Raw genomic sequence first — 14,190 nt, forward strand, 5'->3', positions numbered from 1 at the left:
TGCCCCTGCTCCGCGCGAGGACGCTCCGGAGCCCGTCCGCCCCGCGCCGGGGCCCGCGCCGGAGGGGCCTGCATCGGGAGCCGAGGGGACCCCGCTCGACTCGCTCTGGGAGAGGGTCCTGGCCGAGGTCAGGGGGCAGAGCCGGGTAACGTTCACCCACCTGCAGCAGGGCCGTCCGGCCGAGATCCGCGACGACGCGCTGATCGTCCTGTTCCCGGGGGCGTTCCACGCCGAGCAGCTGAGCAAGCGGCCGGAGCAGCTCCAGCGCGTGGTCGTCGCCATCGCGAACGTCTTCGGACGGAAGCTCAGGTTCGTGCCGGAGGTCGGTGAGGTGGCCGGCGTCGAGGCGGCAGCGCCGGGGAGCGCGCCGTCCGTGGACGAGGTGTCGGTCTCGCCCGACGAGCTCGTTCGCCAGGGCCTGGGCGCTGACCTCATCGAGGAGATGGACCGCGGCGGATGAGCGCCTTCTCGCCGCTCGTCCAGCGGCTCATCGACGAGCTGAACAGGCTGCCCGGCATCGGCCCCAAGAGCGCGCAGCGCCTCGCGCTGCATGTCCTGCGCGCGCCCTCCGACGACATCGAGCGGCTGTCCGCCGCCATGCGGGAGGTCAAGGCGAGGGTGTCGTTCTGCCGGACGTGCTTCAACCTGTCGGAGGGCGCCACCTGCCCGATCTGCTCCAACCCGGGACGGGACGCGTCCACGGTCTGCGTGGTCGAGGACGTGAAGGACCTGGCCGCCCTCGAGAGGACAGGCGAGTTCAAGGGCCGCTACCACGTCCTCGGCGGCTGCATCTCGCCGCTCGACGGCGTCGGACCGGAGGACCTGAAGGTGCGCGAGCTCCTCGAACGGATAGCCGGGGAGGGGGTGACGGAGGTGATCCTCGCCACGTCTCCCACCGTGGAGGGCGAGGCGACGGCGATGTACCTGTCCGGCCTCACGAAGCCACTGGGGATCCGCGTGACCCGCATCGCGTCCGGCCTGCCCGTCGGAGGCGACCTCGACTACGCCGACGAGGTGACGCTGGGCCGGGCCCTCGAGGGGCGCCGGGAGGTCTCTTGAGCGTCGTCGTCCAGAAGTACGGCGGATCCTCGGTGGCCGATGCCGAGCGGATCCACAACGTCGCACGTCGCGTCGTCGAGACGAAACGCTCGGGCAGCGACGTCGTCGTCGTCGTGTCCGCGATGGGAGACACCACCGACGAGCTGATCGACCTCGCTTACTCGATCCATGCGGACCCGCCCCCCCGCGAGTACGACATGCTCGTGAGCGCGGGTGAGCGGATAGCGATGGCCCTCGTGGCGATGGCCATCGACCGGCTCGGAGAGCAGGCGGAGTCGTTCACGGGCTCCCAAGCCGGGATCATCACCGACGCCCTCCACGGCAAGGCGCGCATCGCCGATGTGAGGCCCCAGCGGATCATGGAATGCGTGGAGCGTGGCCGGATCCCGATCATCGCCGGGTTCCAGGGGGTCTCGACCGACACGCTGGACATCACCACGTTGGGCCGGGGAGGGTCGGACGCGACGGCGGTGGCGATCGCCGCCGCCCTCGGTGCGGAGTCCTGTGAGTTCTGCAAGGACGTCGAGGGGGTGTTCACGGCCGATCCGCGCATCGTGCCCGACGCCCGCAAGCTCCACGCCGTCTCCTACGAGGAGATGCTCGAGATGGCGGCGACCGGATCGAAGGTCCTGATGGCCAGGTCGGTCGAGATCGCCCGCAACCACGGCGTACTGCTCCACGTGCGCTCGTCGTTCATCGCCGCGCCCGGCACCTACATAAGGGAGGAGGACCCGACGATGATGGAGAAGGCGATCATCTCCGGCGTCACGCACGACATCTCCGAGGCGAAGATCACGCTCCTGGCCGTGCCCGACCAGCCCGGAGTCGCGGCGAAGGTGTTCAAGCCGCTGGCCGACGCGGAGGTGAACGTGGACATGATCGTCCAGAACGTCTCCCACGAGGGGCGGACGGACATCTCCTTCACCGTGCCCAGGTCCGACCTCGCCGCGGCCGAGGTCGCGATGGACAAGGTCGTGGCCGATGTCGGCGCGGCGGGGTTCAGCCGGGACACCGAGATCGGCCGCATCAGCCTCGTGGGAGCCGGGATGCGCTCCCACCCGGGGGTGTCCGCGGACATGTTCGACGCCCTGGCCGACGCGGGCGTCAACATCGAGATGATCTCCACATCGGCCATCCGGATCTCGTGCGTCATACGGGCGGAGCAGGTCGAGACCGCGGTCCGGGCCGTGCACGACCGGTTCCGGCTGTCCGAGGAGGTCGTGTACCGGGCCGAGCATCCCGAGCGCGAAGCGGACCCGTCCTGAAGCCGGTACCGTCGGACGCATGAGCATCCGTCTGGGCCTCGTCGGAGCCACGGGAGTCGTGGGCGACGTCGTGCTCCGCCTGCTCGAGGAGCGCCGCTTCCCCGTCGGAGACCTGCGGCTGTTCGCCTCCCGCCGTTCGGCCGGACAGCGGATCGCGTGGTCCGGTCGGCAGCTCGAGGTCGAGGCGCTCGAGGATGCCGACCTGGGCGGGCTCGACGTGGTGATCTCGTCGATCGACTCCTCCGTAGCCCGGGAGTGGGTGCCGCGGATCGTCGAGGCGGGAGCGGTCGTCATCGACAACTCGTCCGCGTTCCGTCAGGACCCGGACGTCCCACTCGTGATACCCGAGATCAACGGGCGCGCGCTGCGATCGCACCGAGGGATCGTCGCCAACCCCAACTGCACCACCGCGACCGCCCTCATGGCCCTCGCGCCGCTCCATCGTGAAGCCGGCCTGCGCGCCGTCATCAGCTCCTCCTACCAGTCGGTCTCCGGGACGGGGAAGGAGGCCGTGGCCGAGCTCCTCGACCAGGCACGGAAGGCGGTCGACCAGGTCGAGGCGCTCTACGGACACGAGCCGTTGGACGTGCCGCCTCCGCAGGTCTACCGCCACCCACTCGCGTTCAACCTCTTCCCCCAGTGCGAGACGTTCCCCCCCGGGGCGGACGCCTCCACGGAGGAGGAGAAGATGGCTCTCGAGACGAGGAAGATCCTCGAGGCGCCCGACGTGGAGGTGCACGCGACGGCGGTACGGGTGCCGGTGCTGGTGGGTCACTCGGTCTCCCTCGCCGTGTCGCTCGGACGGGAGGTGACGCCCGACCGGGCCCGGTCGCTCATCGATGCCTTCCCGGGCGCCCGCGTCCTCGATGACCCGCAGGAGGCCGTGTACCCCACTCCGCTGGGGTCGGCCGGGCTCGACGACGTGCTCGTGGGACGGATCCGGACGAACCCGATACTGCGCAACGGGCTCTCGCTGTTCGTCTCGGGTGACAACCTGCGCAAGGGAGCGGCGCTGAACGCGGTGCAGATCGCCGAGCTGCTCGTCGGCTAGAAGAAGTCCGGCAGCACGGGGGCCGGGCCCGAGAAAGCGGCGGTGGCGGCCGCGAGATCGCCTTCCCGTCCCTCCGCGTAGCCCGTCGCCACCAGCTCCGAGCCGGTGCTGAACCCCGAGTACAGGGAGGCGAGTCCGCGGACGTCGATGCGCAGACGCCCACGCCCCCCCTTCCGGACCTGTCCCCGTCCTCCGGCGACGGACAGCACCCACCGACCCTCGTTCCACCCGCACACGTCGTCGCGCACGTCCAGATGGACCTCGGCCTCCATCCCCGCCGGGTACCCCCGCTCGCTGAGCGCGGCCTTCACGTCGACGATCCTCAGCATCCACGTCCACGAACGGGGCGCCTTCCACTCCTGCTCGCGCAGGACGAACAGCATCGGGTCCGATCCCGACCCCGACCAGGTGACGTCCTCGGAGAAGGACCGATGGTCGGCGAAGAAGGTCCACAGCCTCCGGGCCGCGGCGGGCGACGTGGCCACGACGTCCCGGCAGTTGAGGTTGTACCTCCACGCGCCTTCGCGGTCCTGGGTGAAGACGACGTAACCCTCGGGGCGTCCGTCACGCTCGACGACGTATCGATGGACCGTCTCCTCCGAGCGAGGTGACTGCACGAATCGCCAGTACGCCTCGGTGCGGGCGAGGTGCCCGTTGGAAGCGGCCGCCCGTCGGTCGTACAGCTGCTTGAAGACCCCGTCGCCCGCATCGACGCGGCGGATGTCCAGCTCGCGGTCGCGCACGTCGATCGCGGCCGCCGGGAGCCGGAAGCGCGTCCACGTGCCGGCCAGCTCCCAGCCCGTCCTGCGGTACACGGGTTGGGTCGCCGGGTACAGCGCGGACAGCGCGGCCCCGGCCGAGTGCATCTCCTCCAGCGAGGACCTCATCATCCCCGTGGCGAAGCCACTCGCTCGGTGCGCCGGGTCCACCGCTACGGAGGCCACTCCCCACATCGGGACGGGCCGGCCCCCGTACCACTGGCCCAGCGGCCATACGCGCATCCCGCCCACCACCGTGCCGCCGGTCCGCAGCACCCGCAGGTGGTCGGGGTCGGTCCGGTCCAACCACCGTCGACCCTCCTCGGGGGAGCGCAGGTAGACGATGTCGAGGATGGCGCCCAGCTGTTCCGTCTCGGCTGTCCCGTCGGGGCGCCCGAAGGCGATGGGTCCTCTCATGCCGGCGGGCAGGAACAGGGGGTCGTGTGGCATTTCGGGCAGCCGGCTCCGTAACGGGTGACCGCGGCCTGGGAGAGGTCCACCCCCACGATGCTCGCGAGCGAAGCGAGCCACGCGAAGACATCGGCGAACTCTTCCTCGAGGTTCGCGCGGTCCTCCCCGCGCAGGGCTCGAGAGAGCTCGCCGACCTCCTCGACGAGCCAGGCGAACGTCCGGGCGGACCCGCGCTCCCGGTCGCGGTCGAGGTAGATCTCCTCGATCTGCTGCTGGAACTGAGCGATCTGCAAGGCCACCTCCCGGTGCATACGAGGAGGGGACACAGGACCGGTCCTGTGTCCCCTCTGGTCGGGACGGCGGGACTTGAACCCGCGACCTCAGCGTCCCGAACGCTGCGCGCTACCAAGCTGCGCTACGTCCCGATCGAATCATCCTACTGCCTCGCTCGTTCGACCACAGGGGGGCCCTCCTGTAGGATCGGACCGGCGCCGTCCCCCTCGGCACACGACGATGAGGTCCCCCGCGAGACACCGAGCCGCCCTCACGGTCCTGCTCGCCTGCGCCTTCCTCGGCGCGGCGGCCCCCGCGCATACCCAGGCCGAGAGGCGCGTGGAGGTCGTCCAGCTCAGCGGGTTGCTGGACGCCGCGTACGAGCGCGCCATCGACCGCGCCATAGCGGTCGCGGAACGCGAGGGGTCGGTGGCCGTGGTCATCCAGGTCGACTCGGCCGGTGGGATCGACGGGGACCGCGCCGCCCGCGTGGTGGACCGGATACTCACTGCGCGTGTGCCGGTGATCGCGTGGGTCGGGCCGCCGGGGGCGCAGGCCGCGCACGCCTCAGCCGTGGTCGTAGCGGCGGCGCATGTCTCGGTCATGGCTCCAGGCACCGCGCTCGGCCCGGTCCAGACCCTCGACCTGCGGGCGGGGTCGCCCGATCAGGACGCGGCCGGGGCGGCCCTGTTGCGCGTCCGGCAAATCCGCGAACGAGAGATCGGAGCCATCGCGCGGGGGGCGCTGTCGGCGGACGCAGCCGAACGCTCCGGCGCGGTGGACCTCGTCGCGCTGCAGCTCCCGGAGGTGCTCGCCAAGGCCGACGGTCGGACCGTGTCGCTCGGCGGGGCCGATGCGACGCTGCGCACCGACCCCGAGGACGTGGCGGTGCGGTTCCGCAAGACGGATCTGCTGGGCCGGGTCCAGCACGCGGTCGCCCAGGCATCCGTCGCGTACCTGCTCCTGCTCCTCGGACTGGTCGGTCTGGTCTTCGAGCTCTTCCACCCGTCGACCGGACCCGCAGGCCTGACCGGGCTCGTCGGGCTGGGGTTGGGGCTCTACGGAGTGGGGGTCCTCGGCGGCTCCTGGCTCGCGGTGGCCCTCATCGTGGCGGGCGTGGCCGGGTTCTGCGTCGATCTGCGCGTCGAAGGTCTGGGGCTCTTCACCGCGGCCGGCCTGGCGATGCTCGTGGCCGGGGCCGTGCTGCTCTTCCGAGGACCCTACATCCAGGTGAACGGGTGGGTGCTATGGCTCGGCATCGCCTCGATGGTCGTGTTCATGCTCGGTGCGATGACGCGGGTGCTGAGGGACCTCCGAGCGATCGCCCGTGGCGAGCTCGAGGTCGTCGACCCTCACCCGCACTGAAGGAGGAGCGAGATGGGTCCGGAGGAACGACTGAAGGAGCTTGGGATCGAGCTGGGGGAACCGGCCAAGCCGGTCGCCGCCTACGTGCCGACCGTCCGGTCGGGCAACCTCGTGTTCGTCTCGGGACAGGTGCCCCTCGAAGGGGGGAAGCCGGTGCACGTCGGGCTGCTGGGCGAGGGCGTGACCCTCGAGGAGGGGCAGGAGGCGGCCCGGCGCGCCTGCGTCCAGGTCCTGGCCGCGCTGAAGGCCGAGCTCGGCGACCTATCCGCGGTGAAGCGCATCGTCCGCGTGGGCGTCTTCGTGGCCAGCACGCCCACGTTCACCGACCACCCCAAGGTGGCCAACGGCGCATCGGAGCTGCTGCAGGAGGTCTTCGGGGAGGCGGGACGTCACGCGCGGGCCGCGGTCGGCGTCTCCTCCCTCCCGCTGGGGGTCTGCGTGGAGGTCGACCTCGTGGCCGAGGTCTAGGTGAAGCACCTCTTCGTCACGAACGACTTCCCGCCCAAGGTCGGCGGGATCGAGTCCTACGTGGCCGGTCTCGCCTCGGGGTTCGAACCCGAGGACGTGGTCGTCGTCGCGCCCGCGCGAGCGGGGCACGAACAGGTCGACGTCCACCTCCCGTACCCGGTCGTCAGGCTCGGCGGTTCCTATCTGCGCGCGAGGAGGTCCGTAGCCTCACGCGTCTCGGAGATCGCCCGTTCGCACCGGGTCGACGTCGTGCACTTCACCCATACGCTCCCCCTGGGGCGGCTCGGACGGCGGGTCCGCAAGGCGACCGGGCTCCCGTTCACCGTGTTCGTCCACGGATCGGAGGTGTTCGTGCCCTCGCGGGCGCCGCTCCTGCGCCGGGTCGTCGGGCGGACGCTGAACGCGGCGGACGCGGTCGTCTGCGTGAGCGAGTACACCGCATCCCGGGTGAGGGAGCTCACCGGCGGCAGGACGGAGATGGGTATCGTCCCCCCGTCGGTCGACGTCGACCGCTTCTCGCTGGCCGTGAGCGGAGCCAAGGTGCGGGAGTCGCTGCGGCTCGGCGGGAGGTTCGTGGTCCTGTTCGTCTCCCGGCTCGTGAAGCGCAAGGGCGCGGACACGCTCCTGCAGGCGTTGAAGCTCGTCCCGGACGTCACCGGGGTCTTCGTGGGGTCCGGACCCGAGGAGCAGGCACTTCGACGCCTCGCCGGAGAGCTGGAGCTCGGGAGCCGGGCCGTGTTCGCGGGACGCGTGCCCGATGCGGCGCTGCCGCAGCACTACGCGGCGGCGGACATCTTCTGCATGCCGTGCTCGGACCGGTACGGCGACCTCGACACGGAGGGGTTCGGGATCGTCTACCTCGAGGCGGCCGCGAGCGGGCTCGCGGCGATCGCGGGCCGGTGCGGGGGATCGGCCGAGGCGGTCTTGGACGGAGTGACCGGCATCGTGCTGGACGGTCCGGACCCGGCCATCCTCGCCAAGGCCATCACCCGACTCCGAGACGACGAGGCGACCCGGGTCCGGATGGGAGCCGCCGGACGCGACCGCGTATGCGAGGGCTTCACTCCGATCGCGCAGGCCGCCCGTCTCGAGGACCTGGTCGCTCGGCTCAGTCGACCAGCGACGTCAGCGTCCTGATCCGCTGCTTCGCGTACTCGACGGCGGCGTCGGCCGTCGTCAGGCCTCGGTCGGAGGCGAGGTGCAGGACGTCGAGGAGCGTCCGGCCGATGCGGTCCACCCTGGCCGAGACGCGCGCAGCGTTCCAGCCCGACAGCTCGTCGGCGACACAGATCAGCCCACCGGCGTTGACGATGAAGTCGGGCGCGTAGAGCACCCCGGCGTCCTGGAGGCGCTGCGCGTCGTCCGGGGTGGCGAGCTGGTTGTTGGCGGCGCCGCAGACGATGCGGGCGCTGAGGCTCGGGATGGTTGCCGAGCTGATCACGCCGCCCAGTGCGCAGGGCGCGAAGACGTCGCAGTCGGTGGTGAGGGCCTCGTCCGGTGTGCACGTCCGGACCCCGTGCGTGGCCACGGTCCGCCCTACCGCATCGAGGTCGACGTCGGAGACGACGACCTCGGCTCCCTCGGCGGCGCAGATCCCGGCGAGGCTCTGTCCCACCTTCCCGACGCCCTGGATGACCACCCTCCGTCCGGCCATCGACTGGTCACGGTGGAGGTGGTAGAGGCAGGAACGGATCGCGTTGGCCACGCCCTGAGCGGTGAAGGGCGAAGGGTCGCCGTGACCACCGTGGAAGGGGGAGGTCCCGACCACCCATCTCGTCTGCGTGCGGACCTCGTCGAGGTCGGGTGTCGTCGTCCCCACGTCCACGGAGGTGATGTAACGACCGCCCAGGGACTCGACCGCTCGGCCGTACGCCCGGAGGAGGGCCTCTGTCTTGTCCCGCTGGGGATCGGCGATGATCACCGCCTTGCCCCCACCCAGGTCGAGCCCGGCGGCCGCCGCCTTCCAGGTCATGCCCTCGGCCAGCCGCAGCACGTCGGTCAGCGCCTCCTCCTCGGTGGCGTACGGACGGCATCTCGTCCCGCCCAGGGCAGGCCCCAGCCTCGTGCTGTGGATCGCGATGATCGAGCGCAGCCCGGCGGCCGGGTCGCTCGCGAAGAGGACCCTCTCGAACCCGGGTGCGTGGTCGAACACGTTCATCCCGCGCCTAGACTCTAGGGGAGATGACGACGAAGCTGTGCTGCGCGTACCTGCGGGTGTACCAACCGCTCGACGCCTTCACCGCGAGCGAGCGGTCCGCGATGGAGCGCGCGGTCCGGGGGCCCGCGGCCCGCACGACCGCCGGGCTCGGTCCAGCACCGTCGCTCGCGCTCGTGGACGCCGAGGAGGCGGCCGAGGTCTTCACGAAGGTCGTCGAGGGCGAGACGTACGCGTGTCCCGGGCAGCTGCGGCTTCGATCGCTGCTCGGGATGCTGTCCTTCGAGCGCTCCCTGCCCCCGTCCGCCGTCGGGGCATTCTTCACGAACGAGGAGCTGGCCGTGGCCCGGACCGAGATCGCGGCCCTCGAGGCTGAGCTTCCGCTTCGGGCCCACCTGATCCAGAGCCCCTGGCATGTCCCGCTGCGCTGGTTCGTCGCGTTCGACGACTCCGAACGGCGCATGGAGCACGACGGCGACCATCCTCGCCTCCGCTACGAGACGGCCATCGTCGACGCCAACGAGCGGATCGCGCGGACCCTCGATGTCCTGCGCACGGCCGGAGCGGTCCACCCCGGCATCTCGGGGATGGTGTACGAGCTCGCCCAGTGGCTGGCCGGGTTCGACCCCCGGGCGGTGATCGAGCTGGACTATGCCAGCGTCTCGACGCTGTTCAGCGAGGAGGACCTCGCCGACGACCACACGGCCACCGAGATCTCGTGCGCGATACAGGCCCTCGCCGAGGGCGACGGGATGCGCGCCGCGCTGTACTACCAGCGGGCGGGGTCGAGGTGGCAGCAGGTGCGCGCGCTCGGTTCCTTGAACTAGCGCTGACCTGCGGAAACGCTCTCCGCCGCCATCCGCCTAGTCCGAATGAATCAGCAGAAAACGGGCATGTGGGGCCATAGGCATCCGGAGGCGGAGGACCTACCTTGTGTCCAGCGACCGGCGAAGGTCGTGCGGATGGAAGTGAGGTGAGGTCATGAGGCGTAAGGATGGATTGCTGACCCCAGGGGAGGTCGCCGCGCTGTTCCGGGTCGATCCGAAGACGGTCACGCGCTGGGCGAAGGCCGGCAAGCTCCAGGCCATCCGGACCCTCGGCGGGCACCGCAGGTTCCGGGAGTCCGAGGTCAGGGCGTACCTCGACCAGCAGCGCGGGAGCACCAGCGTTTGACCCGACGGCCGACCTGACAGGTCGCCGTCACCAGTTCCCTCTGGACGCGGAGGCACCGTCGACCGGACAGGTCCGACGGGCCCAGGCCGCTCCCTCGTTGAGAGGGGTAGCCGGGTGGACATCACGGGGGCCGGATCCTCAGATCCGGCCTTCGTGCTGTCCGGAGGTGGCGGGGACCGCGAGCATCACCTGGTAGACGGGCCGCGGCACGGGTCCGAACCGCATCTTGTACCTCTCGTCTCCCCTCAGGAAGTCGAAGCGCGCCTTGCCCTCCGCTATCGCCTGCTCGATGAGGTGGCCTATGAGGACCATCCCCGGAGCGAGCTTCGCCAGGTCGGGTCGGAACGAGGAGTTGTACAGCTCGAGGGAGCCGCGGAAGTCGTAGGAGAAGGTACACGCGACGGGCTCCCCGTCGAGGTCGAGCACGTCGAGGCGCGCCATCCCGAACAGGAACAGGTCGGCGGCGAGTCGACGGAAGAACCTCTCTCGCTCCTCGGTGAAGAACGCGGCCTTCTCGCCGGGCGCCTGCCGATGGAACTCGAAGAAGGCGGCCAGGTCGTCCTCCCACCCGACCTCGTGCGCCCGGCGCACGGTCACCTTCCCTGCCTCATCGAGCCGACGACGCTTCCGGCGCAGCTCGTGGCGATCGTGCCCGCTCAGCGAGGCGAGGTACTCGTCGAAGGTCGCCGGCAGAACGATCTCAGGGGAGACGTCGACCTGCTCGGACGCGTGGGCCAGCCCCTTCTCGTCGGCGACGGACCCTACGACGTCCCGCCAGCGCTCCGTCGACGGGACGGAGTGGAACCTGAGCCGCCTGAACCCACCCTCCGTGAAGGCCCAGTCGAGGAAGAACGAGAGGGCGTGCGCCTCCCGCCCCGGTACGGCGACCGGGACCTGCTGGTCGGTGACGTCCTCCCCGCCCAAGAACGTGAGCAGGCCCGACTCCGAGACGCACCGGCAGCCCGGGAAGACGGCGATCGGGTCGCCGTCGTCCCAGACGGTGGCGAGGAGCAGCTCACCCGACCCCAGCGTCTCCCACCAGGCCTGCAGCCACGAAGGCGTGGAGAAGACGCCGGCGTCGCGGTCCTGCTCCAGGACGCGCTCCCAGGGCCGGATCACGTCCGGGCTCCAGGAATCGGACAGCGAGAGGCGCAGGGCCACGGCACGACGGTATAGCAAGGGGAAGGGACCCGCGGGGAGCGGGTCCCTTCCGTGGTGCGGGGAGGGGGGGTGTAGCTCTCTGGTCGTTCAGGCGGCCCGGGTGGACGAACCCTTGCGGCGCTCGCGCAGGGAGACGATCGCCTGGCGGGCGTCGGTGCTCAGGTCGCGGACGGCCTTGCGCGCCTCGACCGGCACGTCCTCCAGCGAGCGCCGGACGTCGGCGAAGCGTGCGCGCAGTCGGACGATGACCACCTCGCCGCGCTCCCCGAGCTCGACGGTCGTGCGGCGCAGCGCGGGCTCCACGTCCTTCAACTGCTCGAGGACGGGGGTCGTCCGGATGTTGCGCACGGCGGGGATCTCGCGCACCTTCTCGGTCACGAGGTCTACCGTGCCGAGCACCACGTAGGTGCTCCGCTCAAGACGCTTCATGGCTCTTACCTCCTGTTGTCGCCTGACGGGTCTGACGTCGATTGGCCCTTCGCTCCGCGGTCTCGATCCGGGAGCGCTCGTACAGCTCCGCGATCACCCGCTTCTGCTTGTCGGTGAGGCCCGGGTCCCGGAAGATCGCCGCTAGCACGTCCCCGTTCTCGGGTGGCTGATCGACCAACCCAGCCTGGGCGTAGAGCGCGTCGGCGCTGGTCCGCATCGCGGCCGCCATCGCGTGCATGATGCGGTTCACGACCTCGGCGCTCGGTCGACGCAGGCCTCTCTCGATCTGGCTGAGGTACGGGTTGGAGACCCCTGAGAGGTCGGCCAGCTTGCGCAGGGAGACTTGGCCGCGCCTGCGCTGCTCCCGGATGAAGCCGCCGACGTCGGGGATGTGGGGGGTCCCGCGCTTGATCATGTCCAGATGCTAGCAGAGTTTGCAAACTTTGCAAGCACTCGTGAATGGATGCACAAAGGCTCCCGCGGGTTGTGCCTGGCCCGATCTGCGTCGGAGGGGAGCGAAGCGAGCCGGACGCTAGCCGGCCTCAGCCCCGGCCCTGCTCCAGGCCCAGGACGACGTCGAGGAAAGTCTCGACGAGGCGGGGGTCGAAGTGCGTTCCCGACCCCGCCCGGACGATGTCCACCGCCTCGTCGAGGGTGAAGGACCTGGTCCGGTACGGGCGGTCGGACGTCAGCGCGTCGAAGACGTCGGCTATCGCGAACACCCGCGCCGCGACCGGGATCTCGTCTCCCGCCTTCCCGTAGGGGTAGCCGGTGCCGTCCCACCGCTCGTGGTGGTAGCGGATCACGTCGAAGGCGGGTTCGAGGATCTTCACGTCCGAGATCATCTGGACCCCGGCCACGGGGTGCATCCGCATGATCTTCCACTCGTCGTCGTCGAGCGGCCCGGCCTTCTGGATGACCTCGCGAGGCACCTGCCACTTCCCGATGTCGTGGAGCAGGAACCCAAGCCGGAGCTCGCGGAGGTTCGGGAGCCCGATCTCACGCGACACAGCCGACGCCCATCGGGTCGTCCGCGCGAGATGGGCCCGGGTGTCGGGGTCGCGGCCCTCCACCACCAAGGCGAACGCGAGGGCGAAGGACTCCTGGGCCTCCTCCAGCCGCTGCACGAGCTCGGCCAGACTCGTGGACTTCTCCTTCTCGAGCCGGTAGAGCATGCCGAGCTCCTCGGCGAAGATCGTCAGCTGCTCGGACAGGTCCCAGGGCGGCGTCGTGGGCTCCTCGTCCGGGATCCTCTTCTCGACCACCTATGACTCCAGCAGCGCGGTGAGCCGGCTCAGGAGGTCGAGGGCCGAGAACGGCTTCGACATGACGTCGTCCGCGCCGGCCGCCCGGGCCTCCTCCCCCGAGTCCGTAGCGGGGATGCCGCTGAGGACGAGTACCTTCGGTCCCGGCCGGATCGCCTTCAGCTTCTTGCAGATCTCGAACCCGTCCATGCCCGGGATGATCAGGTCGAGTATCACGGCGTCGGGGACGGCCCTCTCCACCTCGTCGAGGGCCTGTTCGCCGGACGAGGCCTCGGCCACCTCGTGCCCCTCGGCCTCGAGCACCACGCGCACCACCCGCCTGACGAGATCCTCGTCGTCGACGAGGAGGATACGAGCCACTAGGCTCCCCCCTGCATGGCCGCCGTCATCTCCCTCCGAGGATGTCGTCGACGGAGGCCGACCCGGACCGGTACCTGCGCGTGAGCTCCGCGGCGAGCTCGTCGATCACGTGGTGGACCTTCCGACGCTGCTCCGAGACGCGCCGCTCCTCGCTGACCAGCCGCTGCACGAGGGCCTCGATCTGTTCGGTGGTGAGGTCCGGGAGCCTGGCCAGGTCGTCGCTGGAGTCGATGTCCGCGACTGCTTGCCCCCCGAGGGTCTGCAGTCGCTCCGACGGCATCCCCGACCGCGCGCCGCGGCTCCCTCCGGAGGCGCCCTCGCCGAGCGTCGCGGTCAGCCTCTCGATGAGGTCGTCGGGTCCGGACCCGTCCCGGCGCCGGACCAGCTCGGACCGCAGGATGTCCATCTTCCCGTGCAGCCACCGTCTGACGAAGGAGAGGACCTCCTCCTCCTCGCGTGCCTCGTCCCGTCGCCGACGCAGAGCGGCGATGTCGAGCTGTCCGGCCGTGGAGACGAACGAGGGGTCGAGGACGCCTTCCAGGGTGGGCCGTCCGTCACTCATGAGGAGCCAATCCTACCGCGCGTGACCAGCGTTCCCGAGCGGCTTAACAGACGCGGATGAGGCTGTAATAGGGGTTGATCGGCGCACCTCCGCCGGGGTGGATCTCGAAGTGGATATGGGGCGCGCCCCCCCTGGCGTTGCCGGTGTTCCCCACGTACGCGATCGTCTGTCCGGCCGATACCCTCTGGCCGGTCGAGGTCGCGAACCCGCTCATGTGCGTGTAGTAGTACTGGTTCCCGTCATCGCCCCACAGGTAGATCGACAGCCCCCCTAGCCCCCCGGACGAGATCCGCGATATCCGGCCGTCGACGACGGCCGCCGCGGGGGACCCGTGCGCTGCGAAGATGTCGTTCCCCTTGTGCCGGCGGCGTCCGCCCCCGCGGGGCGCCCCCCAGTCGTTGCTGAACGACCGCGGTCCGGCCGCCGGGCAGGCCC

The 14,190-nt window shown here is 70.5% G+C and carries 19 protein-coding genes and 1 tRNA gene; 9 read left to right on the forward strand and 11 right to left on the reverse strand.

Annotation, left to right across the window (positions count from 1 at the left end):
* The 4 genes from VM840_09035 to VM840_09050 form a co-directional block, all read left to right on the forward strand.
* On the forward strand, positions 1 to 460 hold a 460-nt coding region (locus VM840_09035), incomplete at its 5' end, for a hypothetical protein (GenBank protein HVL81722.1).
* A complete protein-coding gene (gene recR, locus VM840_09040) occupies positions 457 to 1,059 on the forward strand; it encodes a recombination mediator RecR (protein HVL81723.1) in 603 nt (200 codons plus the stop codon). The genes VM840_09035 and recR, both read left to right, overlap by 4 nt.
* Positions 1,056 to 2,324, forward strand: a complete 1,269-nt coding sequence (locus tag VM840_09045) for an aspartate kinase (GenBank protein ID HVL81724.1) — start codon at positions 1,056 to 1,058, stop codon at positions 2,322 to 2,324. Before recR ends, VM840_09045 begins: the two co-directional genes overlap by 4 nt.
* A gap of 19 nt (positions 2,325 to 2,343) precedes the next feature.
* Positions 2,344 to 3,375 carry an aspartate-semialdehyde dehydrogenase gene (locus VM840_09050; protein HVL81725.1) on the forward strand — a complete coding sequence of 344 codons (1,032 nt, stop codon included), beginning with the start codon at positions 2,344 to 2,346 and terminating at the stop codon, positions 3,373 to 3,375.
* Here VM840_09050 and VM840_09055 read toward each other — a convergent pair.
* From VM840_09055 to VM840_09065, 3 genes are all read right to left on the reverse strand, one after another.
* The gene (locus VM840_09055; GenBank protein HVL81726.1) at positions 3,372 to 4,550 is read right to left on the reverse strand and encodes a GNAT family N-acetyltransferase; all 1,179 of its coding nucleotides are present in this window, start codon (positions 4,548 to 4,550) and stop codon (positions 3,372 to 3,374) included. The two genes, VM840_09050 and VM840_09055, sit on opposite strands and share 4 nt — an antisense overlap.
* The gene (locus tag VM840_09060; protein ID HVL81727.1) at positions 4,547 to 4,837 is read right to left on the reverse strand and encodes a MazG nucleotide pyrophosphohydrolase domain-containing protein; all 291 of its coding nucleotides are present in this window, start codon (positions 4,835 to 4,837) and stop codon (positions 4,547 to 4,549) included. Before VM840_09060 ends, VM840_09055 begins: the two co-directional genes overlap by 4 nt.
* A 55-nt stretch (positions 4,838 to 4,892) precedes the next feature.
* Positions 4,893 to 4,969, reverse strand: a tRNA-Pro gene (locus VM840_09065).
* Between the two features lie 88 nt (positions 4,970 to 5,057).
* On the opposite strand from VM840_09065, the gene VM840_09070 reads away from it, so the two are divergent.
* Genes VM840_09070 through VM840_09080 form a run of 3 tightly spaced genes read left to right on the forward strand, consistent with a single transcriptional unit; the run spans position 5,058 to position 7,787 of the window.
* The gene (locus VM840_09070) at positions 5,058 to 6,182 is read left to right on the forward strand and encodes a hypothetical protein (protein ID HVL81728.1); all 1,125 of its coding nucleotides are present in this window, start codon (positions 5,058 to 5,060) and stop codon (positions 6,180 to 6,182) included.
* A gap of 12 nt (positions 6,183 to 6,194) precedes the next feature.
* A complete protein-coding gene (locus tag VM840_09075; GenBank protein ID HVL81729.1) occupies positions 6,195 to 6,650 on the forward strand; it encodes a RidA family protein in 456 nt (151 codons plus the stop codon).
* Positions 6,651 to 7,787, forward strand: coding sequence for a glycosyltransferase family 4 protein (locus tag VM840_09080; GenBank protein ID HVL81730.1), 1,137 nt, complete (start codon positions 6,651 to 6,653; stop codon positions 7,785 to 7,787).
* On the opposite strand, the gene VM840_09085 is transcribed toward VM840_09080, so the two are convergent.
* Positions 7,759 to 8,808, reverse strand: a complete 1,050-nt coding sequence (locus tag VM840_09085; GenBank protein HVL81731.1) for a Glu/Leu/Phe/Val dehydrogenase dimerization domain-containing protein — start codon at positions 8,806 to 8,808, stop codon at positions 7,759 to 7,761. The two genes, VM840_09080 and VM840_09085, sit on opposite strands and share 29 nt — an antisense overlap.
* A 23-nt stretch (positions 8,809 to 8,831) precedes the next feature.
* On the opposite strand from VM840_09085, the gene VM840_09090 reads away from it, so the two are divergent.
* Together VM840_09090 and VM840_09095 are read left to right on the forward strand one after the other, a co-directional pair.
* Positions 8,832 to 9,632 (forward strand): hypothetical protein, encoded by an 801-nt coding sequence (locus tag VM840_09090; GenBank protein HVL81732.1) that lies wholly within the window; start codon positions 8,832 to 8,834, stop codon positions 9,630 to 9,632.
* Positions 9,633 to 9,786: 154 nt separating this feature from the next.
* A complete protein-coding gene (locus VM840_09095) occupies positions 9,787 to 9,978 on the forward strand; it encodes a BldC family transcriptional regulator (protein HVL81733.1) in 192 nt (63 codons plus the stop codon).
* Between the two features lie 138 nt (positions 9,979 to 10,116).
* On the opposite strand, the gene VM840_09100 is transcribed toward VM840_09095, so the two are convergent.
* From VM840_09100 to VM840_09130, 7 genes are all read right to left on the reverse strand, one after another.
* Positions 10,117 to 11,139, reverse strand: coding sequence for a GNAT family N-acetyltransferase (locus tag VM840_09100; protein HVL81734.1), 1,023 nt, complete (start codon positions 11,137 to 11,139; stop codon positions 10,117 to 10,119).
* Positions 11,140 to 11,226: 87 nt separating this feature from the next.
* On the reverse strand, positions 11,227 to 11,568 hold the full coding sequence (locus VM840_09105) for a hypothetical protein (GenBank protein HVL81735.1): 342 nt from the start codon (positions 11,566 to 11,568) through the stop codon (positions 11,227 to 11,229).
* The gene (locus VM840_09110; GenBank protein ID HVL81736.1) at positions 11,555 to 11,983 is read right to left on the reverse strand and encodes a helix-turn-helix transcriptional regulator; all 429 of its coding nucleotides are present in this window, start codon (positions 11,981 to 11,983) and stop codon (positions 11,555 to 11,557) included. Before VM840_09110 ends, VM840_09105 begins: the two co-directional genes overlap by 14 nt.
* 127 nt (positions 11,984 to 12,110) lie before the next feature.
* Positions 12,111 to 12,833, reverse strand: coding sequence for an HD-GYP domain-containing protein (locus VM840_09115; GenBank protein HVL81737.1), 723 nt, complete (start codon positions 12,831 to 12,833; stop codon positions 12,111 to 12,113).
* The gene (locus VM840_09120; protein ID HVL81738.1) at positions 12,834 to 13,193 is read right to left on the reverse strand and encodes a response regulator transcription factor; all 360 of its coding nucleotides are present in this window, start codon (positions 13,191 to 13,193) and stop codon (positions 12,834 to 12,836) included.
* Positions 13,194 to 13,218: 25 nt separating this feature from the next.
* On the reverse strand, positions 13,219 to 13,755 hold the full coding sequence (locus tag VM840_09125) for a hypothetical protein (GenBank protein HVL81739.1): 537 nt from the start codon (positions 13,753 to 13,755) through the stop codon (positions 13,219 to 13,221).
* A gap of 43 nt (positions 13,756 to 13,798) precedes the next feature.
* Positions 13,799 to 14,190, reverse strand: a 392-nt coding sequence (locus tag VM840_09130) for a M23 family metallopeptidase (protein ID HVL81740.1), incomplete at its 5' end; no start/stop codon positions are given.

The sequence above is a fragment of the Actinomycetota bacterium genome, from assembly GCA_035540895.1.
Taxonomy (GTDB): Bacteria; Actinomycetota; JAICYB01; order JAICYB01; family JAICYB01; genus DATLFR01.